The organism is Pseudomonas sp. MF7453 (assembly GCF_016405455.1).
Lineage (GTDB): Bacteria > Pseudomonadota > Gammaproteobacteria > Pseudomonadales > Pseudomonadaceae > Aquipseudomonas > Aquipseudomonas paralactis.
In genome coordinates, this window is sequence record NZ_JAEKCN010000006.1 from 63,411 (window position 1) to 88,687 (window position 25,277).

The 25,277-nt window shown below is 60.2% G+C and carries 16 protein-coding genes; 13 read left to right on the top strand and 3 right to left on the bottom strand.

The window, feature by feature from the left end:
• Positions 1-33 precede the first annotated feature (33 nt).
• Positions 34-1,437: an aminotransferase-like domain-containing protein gene (locus JFT63_RS11215; protein ID WP_198843950.1), complete on the top strand. Its 1,404-nt coding sequence runs from the start codon at positions 34-36 to the stop codon at positions 1,435-1,437.
• 105 nt (positions 1,438-1,542) lie between these two features.
• The gene (pgm, locus tag JFT63_RS11220) at positions 1,543-3,186 is read left to right on the top strand and encodes a phosphoglucomutase (alpha-D-glucose-1,6-bisphosphate-dependent) (protein WP_005788462.1); all 1,644 of its coding nucleotides are present in this window, start codon (positions 1,543-1,545) and stop codon (positions 3,184-3,186) included.
• Positions 3,187-3,320: 134 nt separating this feature from the next.
• On the opposite strand, the gene JFT63_RS11225 is transcribed toward pgm, so the two are convergent.
• On the bottom strand, positions 3,321-4,016 hold the full coding sequence (locus tag JFT63_RS11225) for a pirin family protein (RefSeq protein ID WP_198708848.1): 696 nt from the start codon (positions 4,014-4,016) through the stop codon (positions 3,321-3,323).
• Between the two features lie 218 nt (positions 4,017-4,234).
• On the opposite strand from JFT63_RS11225, the gene JFT63_RS11230 reads away from it, so the two are divergent.
• Positions 4,235-6,679 carry a UvrD-helicase domain-containing protein gene (locus JFT63_RS11230; protein ID WP_198843951.1) on the top strand — a complete coding sequence of 815 codons (2,445 nt, stop codon included), beginning with the start codon at positions 4,235-4,237 and terminating at the stop codon, positions 6,677-6,679.
• 204 nt (positions 6,680-6,883) lie between these two features.
• Here JFT63_RS11230 and JFT63_RS11235 read toward each other — a convergent pair whose 3' ends face one another.
• A complete protein-coding gene (locus JFT63_RS11235) occupies positions 6,884-7,156 on the bottom strand; it encodes a DUF1652 domain-containing protein (RefSeq protein ID WP_026013572.1) in 273 nt (90 codons plus the stop codon).
• Positions 7,157-8,110: 954 nt separating this feature from the next.
• On the opposite strand from JFT63_RS11235, the gene JFT63_RS11240 reads away from it, so the two are divergent.
• Positions 8,111-8,563, top strand: coding sequence for a M10 family metallopeptidase C-terminal domain-containing protein (locus JFT63_RS11240; protein WP_198843952.1), 453 nt, complete (start codon positions 8,111-8,113; stop codon positions 8,561-8,563).
• A gap of 2 nt (positions 8,564-8,565) precedes the next feature.
• Here the strand turns inward: JFT63_RS11240 and JFT63_RS11245 are convergent, their stop codons facing one another.
• Complete coding sequence (locus tag JFT63_RS11245; protein ID WP_186563365.1) at positions 8,566-9,351, bottom strand: helix-turn-helix transcriptional regulator; 786 nt, start codon at positions 9,349-9,351, stop codon at positions 8,566-8,568.
• Positions 9,352-9,553: 202 nt separating this feature from the next.
• Here JFT63_RS11245 and JFT63_RS11250 point away from each other — a divergent pair, with 202 nt between their 5' ends.
• The 9 genes from JFT63_RS11250 (at position 9,554) to JFT63_RS11290 (ending at position 25,130) form a co-directional block, all read left to right on the top strand.
• Complete coding sequence (locus tag JFT63_RS11250; RefSeq protein ID WP_057702997.1) at positions 9,554-10,918, top strand: APC family permease; 1,365 nt, start codon at positions 9,554-9,556, stop codon at positions 10,916-10,918.
• A gap of 9 nt (positions 10,919-10,927) precedes the next feature.
• Positions 10,928-12,034 carry a DmpA family aminopeptidase gene (locus JFT63_RS11255; protein WP_198843953.1) on the top strand — a complete coding sequence of 369 codons (1,107 nt, stop codon included), beginning with the start codon at positions 10,928-10,930 and terminating at the stop codon, positions 12,032-12,034.
• Positions 12,035-12,400: 366 nt separating this feature from the next.
• Entirely contained in the window at positions 12,401-13,834 is a 1,434-nt protein-coding gene (locus tag JFT63_RS11260; protein WP_057702999.1) for a serralysin family metalloprotease, read from the top strand.
• A gap of 46 nt (positions 13,835-13,880) precedes the next feature.
• Positions 13,881-14,249 carry an AprI/Inh family metalloprotease inhibitor gene (locus tag JFT63_RS11265; protein ID WP_057703000.1) on the top strand — a complete coding sequence of 123 codons (369 nt, stop codon included), beginning with the start codon at positions 13,881-13,883 and terminating at the stop codon, positions 14,247-14,249.
• A gap of 101 nt (positions 14,250-14,350) precedes the next feature.
• Complete coding sequence (locus tag JFT63_RS11270; protein WP_198843954.1) at positions 14,351-16,102, top strand: type I secretion system permease/ATPase; 1,752 nt, start codon at positions 14,351-14,353, stop codon at positions 16,100-16,102.
• A complete protein-coding gene (locus JFT63_RS11275) occupies positions 16,099-17,412 on the top strand; it encodes an HlyD family type I secretion periplasmic adaptor subunit (RefSeq protein ID WP_198843955.1) in 1,314 nt (437 codons plus the stop codon). Before JFT63_RS11270 ends, JFT63_RS11275 begins: the two co-directional genes overlap by 4 nt.
• 2 nt (positions 17,413-17,414) lie before the next feature.
• Positions 17,415-18,755, top strand: coding sequence for a TolC family outer membrane protein (locus JFT63_RS11280; RefSeq protein WP_057703003.1), 1,341 nt, complete (start codon positions 17,415-17,417; stop codon positions 18,753-18,755).
• Between the two features lie 125 nt (positions 18,756-18,880).
• A complete protein-coding gene (eprS, locus tag JFT63_RS11285) occupies positions 18,881-21,838 on the top strand; it encodes an autotransporter serine peptidase EprS (protein WP_198843956.1) in 2,958 nt (985 codons plus the stop codon).
• 190 nt (positions 21,839-22,028) lie between these two features.
• Positions 22,029-25,130, top strand: coding sequence for an autotransporter domain-containing protein (locus tag JFT63_RS11290; protein WP_198843957.1), 3,102 nt, complete (start codon positions 22,029-22,031; stop codon positions 25,128-25,130).
• Positions 25,131-25,277 lie beyond the last annotated feature (147 nt).

A 25,277-nucleotide genomic window follows, 5' to 3' on the forward strand; every position in this document is an offset into this window, starting at 1 on the left:
CGTGGAGTGGCGTATAGATACTGGTGAGCGGCGATGAACCTGAGGGGAGAGCGCCAGGCTGACTTTGCCTATCAGGCGGTGTACCGCTACATGATCAACCTGATCAACGAAGTCAGCCTGGAGACGCCGGTCAAGTTGCCGTCGTTGCGTCAGTTGTCGACGAGAATGAACGTGTCGATCTCGACGATTCAGTACGCTTATTCGTTGCTGGAAAAGGAAGGGCGGGTCTACTCGGTGGCCAAGTCCGGCTACTTCGCCTGGCCGGTGGCGGCAAACCCGCCGGCCATGGCGGACGCCGACCTGCTTGAGCGCCTGTATGCGGCAGCGCGACGCCCGACCATGGTGGTACTCAGTGGCGATGAACCGGCGTTGTTGGGCTCATTGGATGGCGCTTTACTGGCGTTGGAGCGTCAGCTGGTGCGCAGGTATCCACACCACCTGCAACCGTCGCAACCTTGTGGTGTGTGGGAATTACGCGCGGCATTAGCGGCCCGTTATACCTCCTCGCCCACCCATTGCTGGCAGGCTGATGAGGTGTATATCGGCGCCGATCTTCAGGGCGTACTGGAAATCCTGATCGACGCACTCGGCCTCAAGGGCACGGTGGTAGTGGCTGAATCGCCCTGCGATTACCTGGTCTTGCGCCTGTTACAGAGCGCCGGCGTGCGAGTTATCGAACTGCCCTGGCACGCCGATGGCAGCTTCGACCTGGCTGCGTTCGAGCACCTGCTCAAACACGAACCGGTGCAGCTTGTGCTGCTGTCCTCGGTGGTCAGTATGCCAGCGGGGAACACACTGACCGTACCCGAACGGCTGCAAGTCGCGCATTTGCTGGAGCGGCACGGCTGTTGGCTGCTGGAGAACGACACGTTTGGTGAGCTGAGCTTCGCGTCGTCGCAGACGGCCTTGCGCAACCTGGTCAACCCGCAGCGGCTGATTGTATTTTCTTCGTTCGAAAAGGTGCTGGGGCCGGAAGCGCCGTTTGGGTATCTGCTGGCACAGCAGATGGGCAGTGAGTTACAGCGCCAGTTTTTGCTGCGCTCATTTCGACTCTCATCCATTCGGCAACGCGCCATTGCTCGGCTATATGAAAGCGGGCGGCTGGATCAGCACTTGCAGACGTTATGCCAGCGTCTCCAGGAGCAGGCACAAGCCATGAACCATCGATTGGAGGGCCGTCTGCAAGGGCGTGTGAGCTATCGAATGCCGATCGCCGGGGCAAGTTTTTGGTTGCAGTCGGTGGCGCCGGTGGACATGCGCCAGGTATTCCAGCGCATGCTCGCCCAGCAGGTCGTGATTGCGCCGGGGGAGTTGTTCAGCCTCAGTGGCTTGCATCACCAGCATATGCGCTTGAGCCATACGTTCAGCGGTCACCCCAATCTGGATATTGCCCTGGATGCGCTGGCTCAGGCGCTGCTCCAGGCACAGACCGGTTAATGTATGAAACTTCTCTGCGGATTGTGGGATCGATAACATCGCTCAGTAGTCCAACTCTGAGTAAACTGTCATTTTTTCCGAATCCTTATTTTTCGAGGTTTATGCATGACTATCAGTCCTTTTGCGGGCAAACCGGCGCCGGCCCAATTGCTGGTGGATATCCCGCGACTGGTCACGGCCTATTACACCGGCCAGCCTGATGCAGCAATCTCTACCCAACGTGTAGCCTTCGGCACCTCCGGGCACCGCGGCAGCTCGTTCGAGCTGAGCTTCAACGAGTGGCATGTGCTGGCGATCAGCCAGGCGATCTGCCTGTACCGTGAAGCCCAAGGCATCACCGGGCCTCTGTTTGTTGGCCTGGATACCCATGCACTGTCCACGCCTGCCGGTGCCAGCGCCCTGGAGGTGTTGGCTGCCAATGGCGTGCACGTCATGCTGGCTGAGGGCGATGAGTACACGCCGACCCCGGCGATTTCCCACGCCATCATTTGCTACAACCGCGGCCGTACCAGCGGTCTGGCGGACGGCATTGTGATTACGCCGTCGCACAACCCGCCGCAAAGTGGCGGTTACAAGTACAACCCGCCCAATGGCGGCCCGGCCGATACCCACGTCACCAAGTGGATCGAAGCCAAGGCTAACGAACTGCTGGCCAACAAACTCGCCGGGGTCAAGCGCATCACCCATGCCCAGGCGCTGAAGGCGGACACCACCCATCGCCATGACTACCTCAACAGCTATGTGGCCGACCTGATCAATGTGATCGATATGGACGCGATCCGCAGCGCCGATCTGCGCCTGGGCGTGGACCCATTGGGCGGGGCGGGGGTGCGCTACTGGTCGGCGATTGCCGAGCACTATCGCCTGAACCTGGAGGTGGTGAACACTGAAGTGGATTCCACCTTCCGCTTCATGAGCGTGGACTGGGATGGCCAGATCCGCATGGACCCATCCTCCAGCTACGCCATGCAGAGCCTGATTGGTCTCAAGGAACGCTTCGACGTGGCGTTTGCCTGCGATCCGGACCACGACCGCCACGGTATTGTCACGCCATCCGGCGGCCTGCTGGCACCGAATAACTACCTGGCGGTGTCCATCGACTACCTGTTCCAGAACCGTCCTGACTGGCGAGCCGATGCTGCCGTGGGCAAGACCGTGGTCAGCAGTGGGCTGATCGATCGCGTGGCGGCACGTATTGGCCGGCGTCTGTATGAAGTGCCGGTCGGCTTTAAATGGTTTGCCGATGGCTTGTTTGAAGGCTCGTTGGGCTTTGGCGGTGAAGAAAGCGCCGGTGCCTCGTTCCTGCGCAAAGATGGCACGGTCTGGAGCACCGACAAGGACGGTCTGATCCCGGCCTTGCTGGCGGCAGAAATGACCTCGCGCAAGGGCCAGGACCCCAGCCAGATCTACCGTGGCCTGACCGATGCCCTCGGCGAGCCGTTTGCCATCCGCGTCGATGCCAAGGCGACCCCGGCGCAGAAAGCCCTGCTGGGCAAGCTGGCGCCGGAGCAGGTGACGTCCACCCAATTGGCCGGCGAGAGCATCCAGCAGATTCTCAGCCACGCACCGGGCAACAACCAGGCGATTGGCGGCTTGAAAGTCATGACCGAAAACGGCTGGTTTGCCGCACGGCCATCGGGTACTGAGGACATCTACAAGATCTACGCCGAGAGCTTTATTGGTGAGGAGCACCTCAAGCAGCTGGTAGAGGAAGCGCAGGTATTGGTAGATGGTGCAATTTCCCAATAACTGACACTCAGCATTATTGTCCTCTGTAGGAGCGAGCTTGCTCGCGAAAAACGTCAACGATAACGCGTGCTTCCTGAATAAACGCGGCGACGGTGGGTTTTTCGCGAGCAAGCTCGCTCCTACAGGGTTTGAGATCAGGCCAGGTCGACCAGTACGATCTCGCTGTCTTCTATCGCCGTTACCCGCAACACCTGCTCACTCTCTACCGCCACACCGTCTCGGGCCTGTGCCCGCAAGCCGTTGACCTCAATCACGCCGGTGGCCGGCACCAGGTACGCCCGGCGTCCGCTGTCCAGCCTGTATTCGGCGCTTTCCCCGGCTTTCAGGTTCGCCGCCACCAAGCGCGCATCGGCACGAATGCGCAGGCTTTCACTGTCGCCCGCCTTACCGCTGGCCAGCGTTACAAAGCCTTCTCGATTGCCTTGCGGAAACGGCTTGGCACCCCAGGACGGCGGCAAACCGGCCTCATTCGGGATAATCCAGATCTGGAAGATCTTGGTCGGGGTGGCCTCCAGGTTGTACTCGCTGTGGGCGATCCCGGTGCCAGCACTCATTACCTGTACATCGCCAGCCTCGGTGCGGCCTTTGTTGCCCAGGTTATCGGCATGGCTGATTGCGCCTTCGCGTACGTAGGTGATGATTTCCATGTCCCGGTGCGGGTGCTGGGGGAAGCCGCTGCCTGGCGCGATAATATCGTCGTTCCATACCCGCAGATTGCCCCAGTGCATACGCTCGGGGTCGTGGTACTCGGCGAATGAAAAGTGGTGATGGGCGTCGAGCCAGCCATGATGGGCGCCGCCGAGGGTATTGAAAGGTCGAAGTTCAAGCATGATCGTCTCCTGTGAATGAGCCCATCATCCAGCAGTGCATGATCGATAAAAAGCGTAAAAAATGCCTGATTCCTATCCATTAATTCGATCATGGAAAGCTGCTTCAACTTTCACTTCATCGCCTAACTGCATGACAGTAAAGCAATTGGCTGGAACTGAGCGCCGATTCCGGCGACCATGACGCCCTTGTCAAAGCCAAGCTCATCGCAGGAGTCCGCGTGCCGCAACAAAAGCCTGATCTGCCCCCAGAACTGCGCCCCTTGGCTGAAATGCCCTTATTGAAGCGGCTGGCCGCGCGCCTGTTCGGCCATGGCCTCACCCGTTTGCGCGCGCAGCACCGGTATTCCTGGCTGCATGGCCAAGCCGACGGTTTTCGCAATGGGCATGAAGCCGGTGTGGAATATGGGTATCGCGAGGGCAAGGCCGAGGGTCTTGAAGAGGGTCGGCAAGTCCTGTTGATTCGCGACTTCCGCCCTGATGAGCATCGAGCGCCCGGCGTGGACGACAGCCTGTTCGACGATTGGCGTTTGCCGCTCACCGCCGATGTGAAAAAGCGCATGAAGGCGGACGTGGCGCGCCTGCTGCCAGCTCACGCGCAGCCGAGCACAGCGCAGTGGAAGATGATCTTCAGCGACACGCCCTCGACCTCGGTGATTGCCGGCGCCGGCGCAGGTAAATCGACCTCCCTGGTGTTGCGTATCCTGCTGCTTACCCATTACCTGGGTTTTGAGCTGAGCTCGATGACCGTGGTGACGTTTACCCGCGAGTCGCGCAAGGACTTCATCAACAAGCTCATGGAGATTCTGAGCCTGTGGGGCCAACCCCTTGACATCAAACAAGCCCAGGCCGTTGTGCGTACGTTTCACTCGCGCATCCTGCCGATGGTGCGCAGCCTGCCGGGTTTCGAACGACTGCAAGCCTTTGAAAACCTCAGTGGCGGCTTTGAAGACGCCGATAGCAACGCCTTCGATCTACGTATCAGTGATGCCCAGCGTCAGCATATGAACGCCTGTTATCACCGTTTGCAGGGGCATCATGCGCGTTTTCGCGAATTGATTGCGCCGCTGGCTCGCCAGGGTCTGCAGCTTAAGGAACTGGAGCGCGATCATCCGGACGTGCAAAAGCGCATGGCCGTGACTGAGCTGGCGGCCAAGCGTGATGAAGAACTCTGCGACTTGATCGAGGACCTGTGGTTCCGCGCAGGCGCCTGGCCGATCAAAGGCATCGAACCCAGCCGTCAAACCTTTGAAATCAACGGCGCCAAATTTCATTGCCACGGCTATATCCCGCAGTTGGATGCCTGGGTAGTACTGGGTTTCGACGCACGGGAAAACGCCGGGATCAGTCGGCCAAACTCAAAACTATCGGTGCGCGCAGAGTGGGCGGTAAAGCGCACCCTGTTTCAAGCTTTCTGTAATAAGCCATTGATATGGCTTGATAATTACGAGTCATCAAAGCGCCTTTTAAGCAGTCTGGCCGGCGATGCAATGGCTGGGCCCGGCTTTGATTACAAGGTCAAGGGCGAACTCGCTTCAGCGCCACTGCTGGACAGTTTTGTCATGGCGGCGGGGTTTATCGAGAACCTCGGGCTGGACGTGCCGACAGCAGTAGGCCAAATGAGGTTCGCCAAGGATGACCCGGATCGGTTGTTCTTTGAGGCCCTGAGCATTTTCTGGAAGGCTCTGGAAGACCACCTGCTCGATCAATCACCGCCGATCATGACCTACAACCGGATGTTTTCCCTGTTTGGCGAAAATACCCCGGAGAACCTCAAGCTGCTCAGTGATCCGCTGCTGCGGCCGATGTCGCACCTGATGATCGACGAATTTCAGGATGTATCACCGCAGATCGTCTCGTGGATCCGTGCCACCCTGCGAGAAATCCGCAGTCGCGGCCCGGCCATGCACGTGGGGCGTGGGGCGCAGCGCTCATCCCTGCTGTGCGTCGGCGACGACTGGCAATCGATCTACGGCTGGCGCGGCAGTTCGCCCAAGTACTTCATGGAGTTCAACCAGGAATTTGTCGCACCGAGCACTACCCGCGTGATGCTTGGCGAGAATTACCGCAGCCACCAGCACATCATCGATGCGGCCGAACATATCGTGCGCAGCGCACCGGCGATCCCCGGCAAGAAGGCCAAGGCCAGTGGCGAGCCCAAGGCATTAGTGCCGGTCAGCGTGCTGGAGCGGGATGATGCGGCGCTGGGCCAGCGGTTGATGGAGCATTATCAACGCGGGGATACGGTCTTGATGTTGTATCGAAAAAGTAGCGATAAGTTATTGATTCAAGAGCATATCCAATCTGTAGTTAATGTGGATTCGAGCTTGCCGATCCACGAGCGCCGTTTGAAGCAGTTGACGTACCACAGCGCCAAGGGCCTGCAAGCCGACGCCGTTTTTCTGCTTGGGGACTGTCAACATCTCACCAGCTCGCCCTACAAAAACCAGGTCTACCGCATGGCGGGCCTGGGCAAGGACGGTGACAGCGAGCCATACGACAATGCGCAAAAGGACGAAATACTGCGCCTGGCCTACGTCGGTATTACCCGAGCGATCAGCCACTGCTACTGGTATGTGGAAAAGCCGGAAGGCCAGGGTGTGAATGTGCCCAGGGCCTCTGAGCGAGTGGATGGCAAAAAATCGTTTTTCGACGATCAGCGCTGAACCTTCAACTGACACACCGCTAAATATGGAAGGGCTGGCCCTAATGTGTGTAGGAGCGAGCTTGCTCGCGAAAAACGTCAACGATAACGCCTGTTTGCTGAATAAACGCGGCGCCTATGGGGGTTTTTCGCGAGCAAGCTCGCTCCTACAGACCTGGGAACTTTCCCCTCTCACATCAGGTAATCGACGGCTGACAAATACTATTCAGGCCCGCAACGACAACGGCGGTACAAAACACTCCAGTTCATCCTCCACCGCCTCGATGATGCGCTCCACATCAGCGGCGTTCATCACCGTGGCGCAAGGAATGCCGGCGATGGCGATCAATGTTTCACCGCTGGCCCGGTCGAACAGGCGGGCGACCATGCTGCCGGGGGCGTCCATACTCCCCTCGAAGCCCATCGGATGAAAATGCCAGCGCATCAACTGGCACGCATTGGGGAAAGTCACTTTGTTCATGTTGCCCACCTTGTTCATTGAGCGCTTCCTTTAGCTCGCGGCAGGGGTCAGGACCTTCGTTGGTCCAGACATCGAAGAATTTAAAAATAGCATTCGTTCGCAAGTACAAGGTGAGTTTTTTGGCCCCGTTCGGCGGTTCTTTTACCTGATTTTGACGTGGATCATGTCCTACAGCGGATTAGGCAAAAGGCCATTGTTCAGAATGGCCACTTGGCCATTGTAGGGGTGAGCAAATCAGCATGGCTTCCCATACCTGTCATGGGGGTTTGGGTGCGACGCCGGAGCTGTGGGAGGGGGGTTGCCCCCGATGGCGGCCTGGCAGCCGGTCAGGATGTTGGATCAGATCGAGTACATATCCATTCCTGCGGTAACGGCCACTAAGGGTTCCGCTTTTACAGCGGGTCACTTTCGAAAAGCGCGAAAGTAACCAAAGCGCTCTTGCCCCACCACTCGGCACCTCGCCTGGGCTCGGTGTGCCCGTAATCCGCCATGGATTTGGGGGGCCGCCGCCACGCGCCATCCATGGCGCGGGGCGGCTAAACCGGCATCCCTGCCGGTTTACCCCCCAAATCCATGGCGAATTCCGGCCAGCGTGGTTTGACGGGGCGCTTAAGATCAAAGGCAGATCAAGAGCAAGAGCGGCTCGCTTCGCATCGTGGTTAGCGTCGGCAGTGGCTACAAAAGTTGTGTAGATACCTATGCATACCTGGGGCGGCACCGGCATCGGCTACAACATCCCCAGGGAGAACGCGGCAAATTGATTGGGTTCGCGCGCGTGTGGAACACTATTCGAATCGGACGTTAATTGCCGCTTTTGGGATAATAACCGGCTCCTCGTTAAACAAATAATGGCGTCATGGTTAAGAAATTTAATGTCAACTATTCAGGATGGAAAACCCTGTTGTCCTTGTGAGAGATTTTAGCCGCAACCCGTAACACTCTCATATTACTGACTATCAATAGGTGACTTATATGTCTTCCATACAGAGCCTTCCAGTTGGCGGCACATGGACCCAGTCTGAATTACGAGGCACAGACGCGCGCGAGCGCCTGGAAGCCAGGCGCGGCGAGCCCTCAGTGTTGGTCGGTGGTGCGGGGGGCGACCAGTTGGTAGGTCGCCAGGGCGCGAATACATTTAAATATGAAAAAAGCACCGACTCCCTCAGTGATGATCCGGACACGATCCTGAACTTCAATCCCAAAGAGGATGAGATCGATGTGTCTGAAATGTTAAAAGACCACGCTATAACGGCGATTAATATCCAATCAGGCCCGCCTGTGGAGGTCGGTGATGTGCAACTGACCCACGCGTTCGGCGTGAGTGCCTTGACTATTAAGGTGACGGCGCAAGGGCCGAACTTTTCCGTACGGGTTGATGGCGTAAATCTGTTACCGCAGCATATTAATTTCTTTCATTCGGATTAAACCTATGGATTTTCCAGGTCATGCCCCAGCGACTGGATAAACAGTGAAAACAACTCGGGCTGTGACGAGATATCCAGCTTGGCGTAAAGGTGCCTGCGGTGCACTTTGACCGTGTCCGGCGAGATCTTCAGGCGTTCGGCCATGGCTTTGGAGGAAAACCCCCGCAACACCAGGCGAGCGATTTCCAGCTCTCGGTCCGACAGCACACCACTGCCGAAATGACTCAGCGCGTCTCGGATCTGGCTGTCTATTGCCGGTGCTCGCTGAGTGCTTTGCTGCCAGTGCTGCTGCATCAAGGGCAGCACCCAGGCGGCCAGTGTGGTCAACAGCCCGGTTTCCTCGAAGCTGAAGCGTCGCTGCATGCCCAGAGATAGCGAAAGCGTGCCCTCGCCGGGCAATTGCAGGATCAACTGCACTTCGTCTTCCAGCACGTTGTCGTGGAAGTAGTTGAGGAAGTACTCGCTCTGGCGAAAATGATCCGGCGCCACTTCCTCCAGGCGGTACACGCCGCTGGCATAGTTTTCGCGGTACGCCTGGTAAAACGGGTCGAGCAGATACAGCCCATTGAGGTACACCAGCATCGACGCCGGTTTGCTGCTGGGCTGGGCGTCGTATTCCTCTAGAGCCTGGGGCGGGCCATCCAACGGGTAGAAAATCGCCAGGGCATTATCGAAGGGCAGGCATTGGTGCAATAGCAGCACCAATTGCTTCCAGAACCGCTCGGTGCCGATCTGTGACAGGGTACGCCCCAATCCCGCGTGCATGCCGATTTCCCGGAACAGGCTCATTTCACTGGCTCCCCCTCAAAAGATCGGCCAAGGGTTCGGCTTTTAGCGGGCACCGTCAAGGGGAGTACGCCAATAGGGGAATTGGCCTGCCGGCCCGCCAGCCGATAACGTCGCCACTATTGAACGGGAAGGCTATCCCGTACACACACACATCATTTTTCGTTTCTGCCTCACACCAAAAAAAACGACAGAGGATAACGATATGAGCGCTACCCCCACGCCCGATGGCGTGCTCAAGCCCACCTTGAGCGTCTTCGATGTAGTGGCTATCACCGTTTCCGCGGTGACGCCGGCCAGTTCCGTATTTGTGATCGCCCCGTTCGCCATTCAGCAAGCGGGCAGCGGCGTGTTCCTGGCGTTTGTGATGGCCGGGTTGCTCGCATTGATGTTCGCCTTCTGCTACGCCGAACTCGGCCGCGCCCATAACAGTGCCGGTGGTGAGTATGTGTATGCCAAGCGCGTGTTTGGCGGCATGGCCGGTTACGCCACGTTCCTGACAGTGCTGGTGATGTTGCTGTTTATCCCGCCGGTATTGGCGACTGGGGCGGCGACTTATTTGAATAACGCCCTGGGCACAACATTCGACTCCCAGACTGTCGCCCTGGTGATCGTGGTGTGCAGCTACGCCCTGGGCATTCTCAATATCAAGCTCAATGCCTGGATTACCGGCACCTGCCTGTTGCTGGAAGTGGCAGCCTTGCTGGTGATTGTGGTGATCGGCTTTGGCAATCCGGTGCAGCCGGCCAGCGTGCTGTTTGAGCCGCAGATCGTTGAAAACGGCGTGTTGCACCTGGCGCCCTGGGCCCTGGTGATCGGTGCCGTGGGTATTGGCCTGTTCTCGTTCAATGGCTACGGCCCGGCTGTGCTGCTGGCCGAAGACATGAAATGCGGCGGCAAGGGCGTACACAAGGCGGTGTTGTGGTCCCTTGGGCTGGTGGTGGTGATTGAGCTGGTGCCGATCACCGCACTGTTGATCGGTGCGCCGTCGCTGAGTGCGATGATCAGCAGCCCCGACCCCATTGGCTACCTGTTGACCAGCCACGGCAATGAAACCCTGTCGCGGTTGGTCAGTGCCGGGATCTTTCTGTCGGTGTTCAACGCAATTGTGGCGATCGTTATCCAGATCGGCCGGGTGGTGTTCAGCAGTGGCCGTGATGCACTGTGGACGCCGAGTATCAACAAGCTGTTCACGCGTATTCATCCGCGCTGGGATTCGCCATGGCTGGCGACGTTGTTCCTGGCGATTCCTTCGGCGCTGTTGAGTTTCAGCTCGAACCTGGCCGACCTGACCTCGTTCAGCGTATTGCTGATCATGCTGGTGTATCTGGTGGTGGCGCTGAGCGCGCTGATGAGCCGGGTGCTGCTGCGCGATCGCGAACACCCTTATCGTATGCCGCTGTGGCCTTTGCCGGCGGTGCTGGCGGTGCTCGGCGCGGGTTATCTGTTGGTGACCCTGATCCTTGAGGCGTCAATGCGCGACATCATGGTCATCATCGGCCTGCTGGCACTGTCGGTGATTTTGTATTGCATCAGCGGCCGGTCGAGTCCGGTTTTTCAGAAATTGTAAGGAGTGGGTATGCGTGCACGTCAATTGGGTATCACGCTGGGACTGGGCACACCTGGCGAATTGAATGCCATCACCGATGTTCCCGGGGTTCGGGTTGGCCACACCACGCTCAAAACGCGTATCGACGGCAAGCAGGTGCGTACCGGCGTGACGGTGATCCAGCCGCGCGCCGGTGAGGCCCGGTATCAACCGTGTTTTGCCGGGTACCACGTGCTCAATGGCAACGGTGATGCCACTGGCCTTGAGTGGATCAACGAGGCCGGGTTGTTGACCACGCCAATGGCCATCACCAACACCCACAGCGTCGGGATCGTGCGTGACACCTTGATTGCCCTGGAGCGCGAACGCCTGCAAGACCCTGCGGTGTACTGGTGTATGCCGGTGGTCATGGAAACCTACGACGGCCTGCTCAACGATATCTGGGGCCAGCATGTGCAACCTGAGCATGTGCGCCAGGCACTCGACCATGCCGAAACCGGCCCGGTGCAGGAAGGCGCCGTGGGCGGTGGCACCGGGATGATCTGCCATGAGTTCAAGGGCGGTATCGGCAGCGCATCCCGGCGTTTATCGGCGGAGCAGGGCGGCTGGACCGTCGGCGTACTGGTGCAGGCCAACCATGGCAAGCGCCAGGAACTGCGGGTCGATGGCTACCCGGTGGGCCGTCACTTGATGGACAACGCTTCGCCATTTGCCGAGCAAGGTACGCCCGGCATGGGGTCCATCGTGGTAATTATCGCCACCGATGCACCGTTGCTGCCCCATCAGTGCCAACGCCTGGCGCAGCGGGCGTCCATCGGCATCGCGCGCACCGGTGGTGGCACCGAGGATTCCAGTGGCGACCTGTTTCTGGCCTTTGCCACCGGTAATCAGGATTTGCCGCCGGCAGACTACGGGCGCAAGGACCTGCCACTGCGCACCGCGTTGCAGATGGTCAATAACGATCATATTTCTCCACTGTTCAGCGCCGCAGCGGAGGCGGTGGAAGAAGCAATCATCAACGCGATTCTGGCGGGAGAAGACATGACCACGCAGGCGAATGTCCAGGTGCCAGGCCTGGCCGGCGAAACCCTCTTGGCAGCATTGCACAAGTGTGGCTGGAGTATGCCCCGGCAATAGGGGACACTGCACTTTAATAGTGCAAGTGGTGGCTATTTAATGTCGCCAATGACACCGTGACAATATATTGGATCCATTACTCAAGTGCGCCGCTCAACTTGGAGCGGCTTTACTGCTATTTAATATTTAAATACTGCTGCGCTCGGATTAGGCGCGTAAAAGCTAACGTTCCCAATAAACACTGCTTGCGACTTCCCCAAGTTGAACCTGTGTCACATTTGCGCTGTGGAAATAGGTGTAGACGAAAGATTTCAAGTTGTGTCAGTTTTCTTACGCCTTCAAAAGAGGTGAGTGATAGGACTATGCTCGCCCGCGAGGTTCCTATCGAACAAAGACTGATGCACTTGCAAACAAGGAAGTACGTTTATGTCAAAAGTAAAAGACAAAGCTATTGTATCTGCCGCGCAAGCCAGCACTGCTTACTCGCAAATCGATAGCTTCAGCCATTTGTATGACCGTGGCGGTAACCTCACAGTCAATGGCAAACCGTCCTACACCGTGGACCAGGCGGCGACCCAGCTGCTGCGGGATGGCGCCGCGTATCGGGACTTTGATGGCAACGGCAAGATCGATCTGACCTACACCTTCCTCACCTCGGCTACCCAGAGCACCATGAACAAACATGGCATCTCAGGGTTCAGCCAATTCAACGCCCAGCAGAAAGCACAGGCCGCACTGGCCATGCAATCCTGGTCGGATGTCGCCAACGTGACCTTTACCGAAAAGGCTTCCGGCGGTGACGGTCACATGACCTTCGGCAACTACAGCAGCGGCCAGGACGGCGCCGCGGCCTTCGCTTACCTGCCCGGCACCGGTGCGGGCTACGATGGCACATCGTGGTACCTGACCAACAACAGCTACACGCCGAACAAGACCCCGGACCTGAACAACTATGGCCGGCAGACCCTGACCCACGAAATCGGCCACACCCTGGGCCTGGCTCACCCTGGCGACTACAACGCCGGGAACGGCAACCCGACCTATAACGACGCCACCTATGGACAGGACACGCGTGGCTATAGCCTCATGAGTTACTGGAGCGAGAGCAACACCAACCAGAACTTCAGCAAAGGCGGCGTCGAGGCTTACGCTTCCGGCCCGCTGATCGACGACATCGCCGCGATCCAGAAGCTCTACGGTGCCAACCTCAGCACCCGCGCCACGGACACCACCTACGGGTTCAACTCCAACACCGGGCGTGATTTCCTCAGCGCCACATCCAACGCCGACAAGCTGGTCTTCTCGGTATGGGACGGTGGCGGCAACGACACTCTGGACTTCTCCGGCTTCACTCAAAACCAGAAGATCAACCTCACTGCCACTTCGTTCTCCGATGTTGGCGGCCTGGTGGGCAACGTGTCGATCGCCAAGGGCGTAACTATTGAAAACGCTTTCGGCGGTGCGGGCAACGACCTGATCATCGGTAACCAGGTGGCTAACACCATCAAGGGCGGGGCCGGCAGCGACCTCATCTACGGTGGCGGCGGTGCAGACCAGCTGTGGGGTGGTGCCGGCAACGATACCTTCGTGTACGGTGCCAGTTCCGACTCCAAACCAGGGGCCGCAGACAAGATCTTTGACTTCACCTCCGGTTCCGACAAGATCGACCTGTCGGGCATCACCAAGGGTGCGGGCTTGAGCTTCGTCAATGCGTTCACCGGCCATGCCGGTGATGCTGTGCTGAGCTATGCCTCGGGTACCAACCTGGGCACCTTGGCCGTGGACTTCTCCGGGCACGGCGTGGCGGATTTCCTCGTCACCACCGTTGGCCAGGCAGCCGTCAGCGACATCGTGGCCTGATGCACGGCGCGGCGCTTCGGCGCCGCGCTCCAGGATGGAGTTTCACATGCCACGTTTTTCTCATTTGATCGCCTGTGCTTCGCAGGTGTTGTTCGTGTCGGCAGGAGCCCACGCCATGGCTAGCAGTCTTGTATTACCCACCCGCGCCCAGTTGGCCGGGCATTGGGAGTTGAAGCAGCAGGACCAGGTATGCGCACTGGAGTTACTGGAGCAGGCCAACGCCCTGGGGGGGGATATCGCTTGTGTGGAGCAATGGCTGGGTGAAAAGCCGCAGACCTGGTCGCCCACACCGGATGGTATTTGGCTGTTTAACGCCGAAGGCTCCGGGATCACGCATTTGAATCGCCAGCAAGAAGGCCAATATCAAGCCCGCACTAAAGCCGGGAAAGTTGTCGAGCTGAAACGAACACCTTAATTAAAAGTTATAAGCATATAACTCGATTTTGTAGTTGGCCGTGCGCTTCATCGGCAGGGGTGACTATGACGTGCAGTGCGCTCCCAGGAAGATAAAACAATATGGCGAAGTCCCACGGGGTTGCGCCCTTATTCAGGGCGCTGGGTGAATACAAAAGTATTTTGATCAGCGTTGGCTGTTTCACGGCATTGATTAACCTGCTGATGCTGGTGCCGTCTATTTACATGCTGCAAGTGTATGACCGTGTGTTGTCCTCCCAGAATGAAACCACCCTGGTGATGTTGACGCTGATGGTCGTGGGCTTCTTTGCCTTTATTGGCCTGCTTGAAGTTATCCGCAGCTTTATCGTGATTCGTATCGGCAGCCAGCTGGAACGGCGTTTCAATCTGCGCGTGTACAAGGCCGCGTTCGAACGCAACCTGCAACGCGGCCAGGGTCACGCCGGGCAATCTCTGGGCGACCTGACTGCACTGCGTCAATTCATCACCGGGCCGGCGTTGTTCGCGTTCTTTGATGCGCCATGGTTCCCGATCTACCTGTTCGTGATTTTCCTCTTCAACGTGTGGCTCGGCGTGCTGGCCACAGCGGGCGCGGTGCTGTTGATTGCGCTGGCCTGCCTGAATGAATACCTGACCAAAAAACCATTGGGCGAGGCGGGGGTGTTTTCCCAGCAGTCGACCCAGTTGGCCACCAGCCACCTGCACAACGCCGAGACGATCCAGGCCATGGGTATGCTCGGCGCCTTGCGCAAACGCTGGTTCGGGGTGCATTCGCAGTTTTTGGGCTTTCAGAACACCGCCAGCGACACCGGGTCGGTCATTACTTCTCTGAGCAAATCCTTGCGCCTGTGCCTGCAATCTTTGGTATTGGGGCTGGGCGCCTACCTGGTGATCAAGGGGCAGATGACTGCCGGGATGATGATCGCAGGCTCCATCCTGATGGGCCGCGTACTGAGCCCCATCGACCAGTTGATCGCGGTGTGGAAGCAGTGGAGTTCAGCCAAGCTGGCCTACCAGCGCCTCGATGGGCTGCTGCGTGAATTCCCGCCGGAGGGCGAGCAAATGGCTCTGCCCGCGCCCAAGGGCCACGTCAGTTTCGAGCAGGTCAGTGCAGGCCCACCGGGGCGGCGTATGGCGACCTTGCATCAAGTCAGCTTCAACCTGGCGGCCGGTGAAGTGCTGGGTGTGCTGGGCGCGTCGGGCTCCGGCAAGTCCACCCTGGCCCGCGTGCTGGTGGGCGTGTGGCCGACCCTGGCCGGCACCGTGCGGCTGGACGGTGCGGATATTCACCGTTGGGACCGCGACGACCTTGGGCCGCACATCGGCTATATGCCCCAGGACATCGAGCTGTTCAGCGGCAGCATCGCCGACAACATCGCACGCTTTCGCGAGGCCGACCCGGAGCAGGTGGTCAAGGCCGCGCAACAGGCCGGTGTGCATGAACTGATCCTGCGCCTGCCCCAAGGCTACGACACGGTGCTGGGCGACAACGGCGGCGGCCTGTCCGGCGGCCAGAAACAACGCGTGGCCCTGGCCCGCGCCCTGTACGGCGGGCCGCGCCTGATCGTGCTGGATGAGCCCAACTCCAACCTCGACACGGTCGGCGAAGCGGCGTTGGCCAGCGCCATCGTACAAATGAAAGCTCAGGGCAGCAGCGTCGTGCTGGTCACTCATCGCTCCTCGGCGCTGGCTCAAGCCGACAAGTTGCTGGTCCTCAACGAAGGCCACCTGCAAGCCTTCGGGCCCAGCCAGGAAGTGCTGCGGGCATTGTCCGGGCAGCAGGAAGCGCCGAAAGAAAAAACCGGTGTCAGTTTCAGTCGTCAGTACCCGGCCGCAAGGAATCCAGGCGCATGAGCAGCACTACTGTAGAACCTCGTTTCAAAGAGCGCGACGCCCGTTTCTTCGTGCGCATGGGCTGGCTGATGACGGTCGTCGGTGCCGGTGGTTTTTTCCTCTGGGCCAGCCTGGCGCCGCTGGACCAGGGCATTCCGGTGCAAGGCACCGTGGTGGTATCGGGCAAGCGCAAGGCCGTGCAAACCTTCAGCCCTGGGGTGGTCAGCCGCATCCTGGTCAAGGAGGGCGAACTGGTCAAACAAGGCCAGCCGCTGTTTCGCCTCGACCAGACCCAGAACCAGGCCGACGTGCAATCCCTGCAAGCCCAGTACCGCATGGCCTGGGCCAGCGTGGCGCGCTGGCAGAGCGAGCGCGACAATCTGTCGAGCGTCACCTTTCCTACCGAGCTGAGTGCCAATCCCGATCCCGCCCTGGCGTTGGTGCTGGAAGGTCAGCGTCAGCTGTTCAGCAGCCGCCGCGACGCATTTGCCCGTGAACAAGCCGGGATTCGCGCCAGCATCGAGGGCGCTACCTCGCAGTTAAGCGGTATGCGCCGTGCCCGCAGTGACTTGACCGCCCAGGCTCAATCCCTGCGCGAGCAATTGAGCAACCTGCAACCTTTGGCTGATAACGGCTACATCCCGCGCAACCGGCTGATGGACTACCAGCGTCAGTTGTCCCAGGTGCAGCAGGACCTGGCGCAAAACGCCGGTGAAAGTGGCCGGATAGAGCAGGGTATTGTCGAATCGCGGCTCAAATTGCAGCAACACAGCGAGGAATATCAAAAGGAGGTACGCAGCCAATTGGCCGACGCACAATTGCGCAGCCTGACCCTGGAACAACAACTCACCTCCGCGGGCTTCAACCTGCAACACAGCGAAATCAACGCGCCGGCCGATGGCATCGCCGTCAACCTCAGCGTGCACACCGAAGGCGCCGTGGTGCGCGCCGGGGAAACCCTGCTGGAGATCGTGCCCCAGGGCACGCGTTTGGAAGTGGAAGGGCACCTGCCGGTGCATCTGGTGGACAAGGTCGGTACGCACTTGCCGGTCGATATCCTGTTCACCGCCTTCAACCAAAGCCGCACGCCACGGGTGCCCGGCGAAGTCAGCCTGATTTCCGCCGACCAGATGCTCGATGAAAAAACCGGCGCGCCGTATTACGTGCTGCGTACCAGTGTCAGCGAAGAGGCGATGGAAAAACTCCACGGTTTGGTGATCAAGCCCGGTATGCCTGCCGAAATGTTCGTGCGCACCGGCGAGCGCTCCTTGCTCAACTACCTGTTCAAGCCGCTGCTGGATCGCGCCGGCTCCGCGTTGACCGAGGAATGAGCATGAAGCCAGTGTTCATTTCGCTGTTACTGATGTGTGGCAGTGCCCAGGCCGCGATGGGCCCGTTCGATGTGTACGAGCAGGCCCTGCGCAACGATCCGGTGTTCCTCGGCGCCATCAAGGAGCGCGACGCCGGCCTGGAAAACCGCACCATCGGCCGCGCCGGGCTGCTGCCGAGGCTGTCTTACAACTACAACAAGGGCCGCAACAACTCCGAGGCGCACCTGCCCGACGGGCGCGGTGGCAGCTATCGCGACGACCGCAACTACAACAGCTACGGCTCCACCTTCAGCCTGCAACAACCGCTGTTCGATTACGAAGCCTATGCCAACTACCGCAAGGGCGTGGCCCAGGCGCTGTTCGCCGACGAAAGCTTTCGCGACAAGAGCCAGGCGTTGCTGGTGCGGGTGTTGAGCTATTACACCCAGGCGCTGTTTGCCCAGGACCAGATCGACATCGCCCGCGCGAAGAAAAAAGCCTTCGAGCAGCAGTTCCAGCAGAACCAGCACTTGTTCAAGGCCGGTGAGGGCACGCGCACTGACATCCTTGAAGCCGAGTCCCGCTACGAGCTGGCCACCGCCGAAGAGATTCAGGCCCTGGATGAGCAGGATGCGTCACTTCGGGAGCTGGGTGCGTTGATCGGCGTGCAAAGCGTCAACATCAACGACCTGGCGCCGCTGAACCAGAGCTTTGCCGCGTTCACCCTGACCCCGGCCAACTACGACACCTGGCATGAACTGGCGCTCACCAACAACCCGGTGCTGGCTTCGCAGCGCCAGTCGCTGGAAGTGGCGCGCTATGAAGTGGAACGCAACCGTGCCGGGCATTTGCCGCGAATTACCGCGTATGCCACCTCGCGCAAGCAGGAATCCGACAGCGGCAACACCTACAACCAGCGCTACGACACCAACACCATTGGCGTCGAAGTCAGTATGCCGCTGTATGCCGGTGGCGGTATCTCCGCCTCCACCCGCCAGGCCAGCCGCGCGATGGAGCAGGCCGAGTACGAGCTGGAAGGCAAGACCCGCGAAACCCTGATCGAGCTGCGCCGCCAGTTCAGTGCGTGCCTGTCGGGGGTGAGCAAGCTGCGTGCCTACCAGAAAGCCCTGGTGTCTGCCGAGGCACTGGTGGTGTCGACCAAGCAGAGCATTCTGGGCGGCGAGCGCGTCAACCTCGACGCGCTGAACGCCGAACAGCAGCTCTACAGCACCCGCCGCGACCTGGCCCAGGCGCGGTACGACTACCTGATGGCCTGGACCAAATTGCACTACTACGCGGGCAACTTGCGTGACACCGACTTGGCCAAAGTGGACGAAGCCTTCGGCCCGGATGGAAAACTGTAGGAGCGAGCTTGCTCGCGAAAAACGTCAACGATGACGTGGACATCCTGGCTATACGCGGTGCCAGTGAGTTCTTCGCGAGCAAGCTCGCTCCTACAGGGGGAATAACAATAAACAGGAGTGTGTAGATGATCACCGATTCACCACGTTTCAAACCCTTCACCGCAGGTTCCTTGCTCTTGCTGTCCGTTGCGGCACAGGCGCAATACGCCGAGACCGGCCAACCGGGTAACCCCGCCAGTTGGCGCTCCGCCGAGTACCAGAGCGACTGGGGCCTGGGCCGCATGAAGGCCGATGAAGCCTACGCCGCCGGGATCAGCGGCCAAGGCGTGAAAATCGGTGCGCTGGACTCGGGGTTCGACCCCAATCACCCGGAAGCTTCCAAAGACCGTTTCCACCCGGTCACCGCCACTGGCACCTATGTCGATGGCAGCGCCTTCAGCACCACCGGCGCGCTCAACCCCAACAACGACTCCCACGGCACCCACGTCACCGGCACCATGGGCGCCGCCCGCGACGGCGTGGGTATGCACGGCGTGGCGTACAACGCGCAAGTCTATGTGGGCAACACCAACGCCAACGACAGCTTCCTGTTCGGCCCTACGCCAGACCCCAAGTACTTCAAGACGGTGTACACCGCGATGGTGGATTCCGGTGTGCGCGCCATCAACAATAGCTGGGGCAGCCAGCCCAAGGACGTCAGCTACCAGACCCTGGACAACATGCACGCGGCGTACGCCCAACATTACAACCGGGGCACCTGGCTGGACGCTGCGGCGGATGTGGCCAAGGCCGGCGTGATCAATGTGTTCAGCGCCGGCAACAGCGGCTATGCCAATGCCAGCGTGCGTTCGGCCTTGCCGTATTTCCAGCCGGAACTGGAAGGCCACTGGCTCGCCGTGTCCGGGCTGGATAAAGCCAATAACCAGAAATACAACAAATGCGGCATCGCCAAGTACTGGTGTATTTCTACCCCGGGCGCGCTGATCAACAGCACCATTCCCGACGGCGGCTATGGCGTCAAATCCGGCACCTCGATGTCGGCGCCCCATGCCACCGGCGCATTGGCGTTGGTGATGGAACGCTATCCCTACATGACCAACGAGCAAGCGTTGCAGGTGCTGTTGACCACCGCCACGCAACTCGACGGCTCAATCACCCAGGTGCCCAACGCGATCGTCGGCTGGGGTGTACCGGACCTGGGCCGGGCGATGCACGGGCCGGGGCAATTGCTCGGGGCCATGGATGTGAACCTGGCAGCCGGGCAGGGCGATGTGTGGAGCAACGGCATCTCCGACCAGGCGTTGCTTGCACGCCAGGCCGAAGACCGTGCCGAACACAGCGCCTGGCAACAAACCCTGATCGACAAAGGCTGGCAAAACGGCGTTGGCGCCAATGCCAGCCAGCAGGACCAGACCGATTACGCCATCGGCAGCGCCCGCGACCAGGCCGCCGCCAACCGTGTGTACGAAGGCAGCCTGATCAAGTCGGGCGCCGGCAGCCTGGTACTCAGTGGTGACAGCACCTATCGGGGCGCCACCCTCGTCAATGGCGGCCTGTTGGCAGTGAACGGCTCGCTGATCTCGGCGGTGACGGTGAATGACAGCGGCACCCTCGGCGGCTCCGGGCGTATCGCCGCGTTGTCGGTCAACAGCGGCGGTCGCGTGGCGCCAGGCAATTCCGTGGGCACCTTGCAGGTAGCGGGAGATGTGAACCTCGGCGCCGGTTCCACCTATGCCGTGGAGCTGACGCCCACCAGCAGCGACCGCATTGTCGCGGGCGGCAAGGCCGTGTTGGGCGGCGGCACCGTCACCCTGGCGCTGGAAAACAGCCCAACCTTACTCAGTCAAAGCCAGGTGCAAAGCCTGATCGGTCGCCAATACTCGATTCTCGAGGCAGCGGGCGGTATCCAGGGCCAGTTCGGGCAAGTGCTGCCCAACTACCTGTTCCTCGGCGGCACCCTCGACTACGCCGCCAACGCTGTGCAACTGAACGTGGGACGCAACGATGCGAGCTTCGCCAGCGTCGCCGCCACCCGCAACCAGCGCAACGTAGCGGCCGCTGCCGAGCAATTGGGCGCCGGTAACCCGGTGTACGAAAGCCTGTTGCAGTCGCAGTCGGTCGCCACGGCTCAGCAGGGTTTGCAGCAACTGTCCGGTGAAATTTACCCCGCCGTCGGCGCGATGCTGATCAACGACACCTTGCAACTGCGCAACGCCGTGGGCGAGCGCCTGCGCCACGTACCGGTGAGCGGCGAAAGCAACCTGTGGTTCAAGGCACTCGGCGCCTGGGGCAAGAGCGACAGCCGTAGCGAAACGGCCGGTTCTACCACCTCCATCGGCGGCCTGCTGGCGGGTGTCGATGGCGCGCTGGATGAGCAGACCCGTGTGGGTGTGGTCGCCGGTTACAGCGACAGCTCTGTGAATATGGGCAGCGGGACGCACTCATCGGCGTCCATCGACAGCTACCACTTCGGCGCGTATGCCGGGCGTGAGCTGGGCGACTGGCGTCTGAGCGTCGGCGGGGCCTACAGCTGGCATCGCGGCGATGTGAAGCGTGACCTGCAACTGGGTGACGTCGGCGCCAAGCAAAAAACCAAGCTGGATGCGACGACCGCGCAGCTGTTCACCGAAGCCGCGTACCGCATTCACCTGCAACCTCTGGCACTGGAGCCGTTCGCCAACCTCGCCTACGTGCACCTGGACAGTGAGTCATTCCACGAAAAAGGCGACGCCGCCGCCCTGGAGCGCGGCAGCGACCGGCGCGATGCGGTGCTCAGTACCCTGGGCGTACGGGGGATGAAAACCCTGGCCCTCAATGATCACCAGCAGTTGGAGTTGTCCGGTTCGTTGGGCTGGCAACACAGCCTCACCGCCGTGGAGTCCGAAGAACACTTGGCGTTTGTCGCAGGCGGGCCTTCATTTGCCGTGCGCAGTGCGCCGTTGCAGCGTGACGCCGCTTTGGTGGGGCTGCAAGCCAGCCTGGCGCTGAATGCCTCGACGCGGGTCAACCTGGATTACAACGGCCAGCTGGGTGGCCGCGCAAAAACCCAGGGTGTGGGTTTGAGCTTGAACTGGCAGTTCTGAACAAAAATGTGGGAGAGGCAAGTCCTAAGCCTGTAGGAGCGAGCTTGCTCGCGAAAAACGTCAACGATTACGCGTGTTTCCTGAATAAACGCGTCGCCTATGGGTTTTTCGCGAGCAAGCTCGCTCCTACAGTCATCCCACAGGGAAAGCGATTCACCTACCAGCAATAAAAAAACTAAGGAAGGTCACCGTGAAAAAACGCAAGTCAGGGTTAACTACCGCCATCCACACAGGCCCGGGCTATCCGCTCAAGGCGCTGAGCTGCGTGCCATACGGCGCGTTGCTGTGTTGCCTGGCAAGCCTGGGGACCGCCCAGGCTGCACCCTATGTGGAAACCGGCAAACTGGGCGACGCCGCCAGTTGGCGCAGCAATGAGTTCAAGGCCGACTGGGGCCTGGGCGCTGTGCAAGCCGATACCGCCTATGCCGCGGGTTATACCGGCAAGGGCGTCAAGCTGGGGATATTCGACCAGCCGGTGTATGCCCAGCATCCGGAGTTCGCCAGTCCCAACAAGGTGGTGACGATTGTTACTGAAGGCATCCGTCAATACACCGACCCGTATATTCCAGTGAAAGCCGGCGATGCGTTCCGCTACGACGGCACGCCATCCAAGGACTCCAATGGCAAGCTGGGTAACCATGGTACCCACGTTGGCGGCATTGCTGCGGGTAACCGCGATGGCGGGCCGATGCATGGCGTGGCGTTCAATGCGCAGATCCTCACCGCCGAAAACGGTGACCCGGGCCCGGAAGACGGGATCATCCTCGGCAACGATGGCGCCGTGTACAAGGCCGGTTGGGACGGGCTGGTCGCCAGTGGCGCACGCATCATCAACAACAGTTGGGGTATCGGCATCGGTGACCAGTACGCCAAGGGCGGACGCGATCCGGCGTTTCCCAATTTCACCGTCAATGAAGCTCAGGCGCAGTTCAACACCATTCGGCCGATCCTCGGCACCGTCGCAGGGGGCGCTTATCAAGGCGCTATCGATGCGGCTCGCAGCGGTGTACTGACCATTTTTGCCGCAGGCAATGACTACAACCGCAACAACCCGGACGCGATTTCCGGCCTTGCGTATTTTGTGCCAGAGATCGCGCCGAACTGGCTGTCGGTGGCAGCCTTGCAGCAGAACCCGGATCCCGCCAATCCGTATGTGATCAGCACCTTCTCTTCACGCTGCGGCTATGCGGCGAGTTTTTGCGTGTCGGCACCCGGCACCAAGATCTACAGTTCGATCATCAACGGCACCGACCTCAGCAACCTGACCACCGACTGGGCCAACAAAAACGGCACCTCCATGGCCGCCCCCCATGTGGCTGGCGCAGCAGCGGTGCTGATGGAGCGTTTCCAGTACATGAGCGGCGACCAGATCTCCACACTGCTCAAAACCACCGCCACCGACCTCGGCGCGCCGGGCATCGACTCGCTGTATGGCTGGGGCATGATCAACCTGGGCAAGGCGGTCAACGGTCCGGGCATGTTTATCACCGCCGAGGACATTCCTGCCGAGTTCCGCATTGAGCGCGCTTATGGCAGCGGCCAGTTCGTCGCAGACCTGCCCGGCGTTGGCGCGGTGGTGGATGCGGGCAAACCGACCCAGCGCATTTGCAACGACGTGCACTGCGGGCTGGACGTGTGGAGCAATAACATCTCCGGCCATGGCGGCCTGACCAAGCAGGGCATCGGTACCCTGGTGCTGGCAGGCGCCAACACCTACAGCGGCCCGACCCTGGTCAATCAGGGCTTGCTGGCGGTCAACGGTTCGGTCACCTCCGATGTCATCGTCAGCCAGACCGGCGTCATTGGTGGCTCGGGGCGTATCGGCTCGCTGACGGCCAATAGCGGCGGCGCGGTGGCGCCGGGCAATTCCATCGGCACCCTGAACGTGGCGGGCGATGTCACCTTTAACCCAGGCTCAACCTACGCCGTGGAATTGTCGCCGACCAGCAGCGACCGTATCGTCGCTGGGGGTACCGCTACGCTCAATGGCGGCACCGTGACCCTCGCCCTGGAAAACAGCCCGACACTGTTGAGCGCAACTCAGGCCCAAAGTCTGATTGGCCGCCAATACAACATCCTGCAAGCGGCAGGCGGTATCACCGGCAGTTTTGATGCAGTACTGCCTGACTATCTGTTTGTCGGCGGCACCTTGAACTACGCGGCAGGCGGTGTGCAGTTGGACGTGACGCGCACCAACAGCTTCGCCAGTGTGGCGGCCACACCGAACCAACGCGCGGTGGCCGCAGCTGCCGAGCAATTGGGCGCGGGCAATGGTGTGTATGAAAGCTTGCTGTTGGCCCCGACGGCCGCTTCGGCCCAGGGTGCGTTCCAGCAACTGAGCGGTGAAGTCTATCCGGCGCTGCAAACTGCGCTGGTCAATGACAGCCGTTACGTACGCGAAGCGGTGGGCGAGCGCCTGCGCAATGGCGAGATGGGCGCAACCAGCCAGGCCATCGACAGCCGTGGCAACGTATGGGTCAAGGCCCTGGGCGCCTGGGGCAAGACCGACAGCCGCAGTGACACCGCAGGCTATAACACCTCCATCGGCGGGATGCTTGCCGGGGTGGACGGTGCTCTCGACGACGCAACGCGCATCGGCTTGGTGGCCGGCTACAGCGATACCTCGCTGAACATGGGCAGCGACACCCATAGCCGCGCCTCGGTCGACAGCTACCACTTTGGCGCCTATGCCGGGCATGAAATCGGCGCCTGGCGTTTGAGCGGCGGCGCGACCTACAGCTGGCACCGCGCCGATGTGAAGCGCGACCTGCAATACGGCGACGTCGCCGGCAAGCAAAAGGCCAAGGTCGATGCGCACAGCACCCAGGTGTTCACCGAAGCGGCGTATCGCATCAACCTGCAGCCGCTGGCTCTGGAGCCGTTCGCCAACCTGGCCTACGTACACCTGGGCACTGACAGCTTCAAAGAGAAGGGCGATGCCGCTGCGCTGAAAAGTGGCGACGACAGCCGTGACCTGGTGTTGAGCACCCTGGGTGTGCGCGCCTTGAAAACCTTCAACGTCAACGATCACCAGCAACTGGAGGTCTCCGGCACCCTGGGCTGGCAGCACAACCTGAGCAGCACCGATTCGGAACAGCACTTGGCGTTTGCCTCGGGTGGCCCGTCGTTCACGGTGGAAAGTGCGCCGATGGTGCGCGATGCCGCACTGGTTGGGGCTCGGGTCAGCCTGGCGTTAAGCAAGGATGCGCGGGTGAACTTCGATTACAACGGCCTGCTGGCCAGCAAAGAGAAGGTGCATGGCGTCGGTTTGAGCCTGGACTGGGCGTTCTAAAGCTTCAAAAACCACCGTAGGAGCGAGCTTGCTCGCGAAAAACTCAAGTGCGCCGCGTTCCTTCAAGTAGAACGCGTCATCGTTGACGATCTTCGCGAGCAAGCTCGCTCCTACAGTAGGTAACGGATAACAGGTGTTTTGGCTTTC

Excerpts from the sequence above, each read along its gene's own strand:
- JFT63_RS11215 (WP_198843950.1), top strand. The coding sequence starts at position 34 with ATGAACCTGAGGGGAGAGCGCCAGGCTGACTTTGCCTATCAGGCGGTG.
- pgm (WP_005788462.1), top strand. The coding sequence starts at position 1,543 with ATGACTATCAGTCCTTTTGCGGGCAAACCGGCGCCGGCCCAATTGCTG.
- JFT63_RS11225 (WP_198708848.1), bottom strand. The coding sequence starts at position 4,016 with ATGCTTGAACTTCGACCTTTCAATACCCTCGGCGGCGCCCATCATGGC.
- JFT63_RS11235 (WP_026013572.1), bottom strand. The coding sequence starts at position 7,156 with ATGAACAAGGTGGGCAACATGAACAAAGTGACTTTCCCCAATGCGTGC.
- JFT63_RS11240 (WP_198843952.1), top strand. The coding sequence starts at position 8,111 with ATGTCTTCCATACAGAGCCTTCCAGTTGGCGGCACATGGACCCAGTCT.
- JFT63_RS11245 (WP_186563365.1), bottom strand. The coding sequence starts at position 9,351 with ATGAGCCTGTTCCGGGAAATCGGCATGCACGCGGGATTGGGGCGTACC.
- JFT63_RS11250 (WP_057702997.1), top strand. The coding sequence starts at position 9,554 with ATGAGCGCTACCCCCACGCCCGATGGCGTGCTCAAGCCCACCTTGAGC.
- JFT63_RS11255 (WP_198843953.1), top strand. The coding sequence starts at position 10,928 with ATGCGTGCACGTCAATTGGGTATCACGCTGGGACTGGGCACACCTGGC.
- JFT63_RS11260 (WP_057702999.1), top strand. The coding sequence starts at position 12,401 with ATGTCAAAAGTAAAAGACAAAGCTATTGTATCTGCCGCGCAAGCCAGC.
- JFT63_RS11265 (WP_057703000.1), top strand. The coding sequence starts at position 13,881 with ATGCCACGTTTTTCTCATTTGATCGCCTGTGCTTCGCAGGTGTTGTTC.
- JFT63_RS11270 (WP_198843954.1), top strand. The coding sequence starts at position 14,351 with ATGGCGAAGTCCCACGGGGTTGCGCCCTTATTCAGGGCGCTGGGTGAA.
- JFT63_RS11275 (WP_198843955.1), top strand. The coding sequence starts at position 16,099 with ATGAGCAGCACTACTGTAGAACCTCGTTTCAAAGAGCGCGACGCCCGT.
- JFT63_RS11280 (WP_057703003.1), top strand. The coding sequence starts at position 17,415 with ATGAAGCCAGTGTTCATTTCGCTGTTACTGATGTGTGGCAGTGCCCAG.
- eprS (WP_198843956.1), top strand. The coding sequence starts at position 18,881 with ATGATCACCGATTCACCACGTTTCAAACCCTTCACCGCAGGTTCCTTG.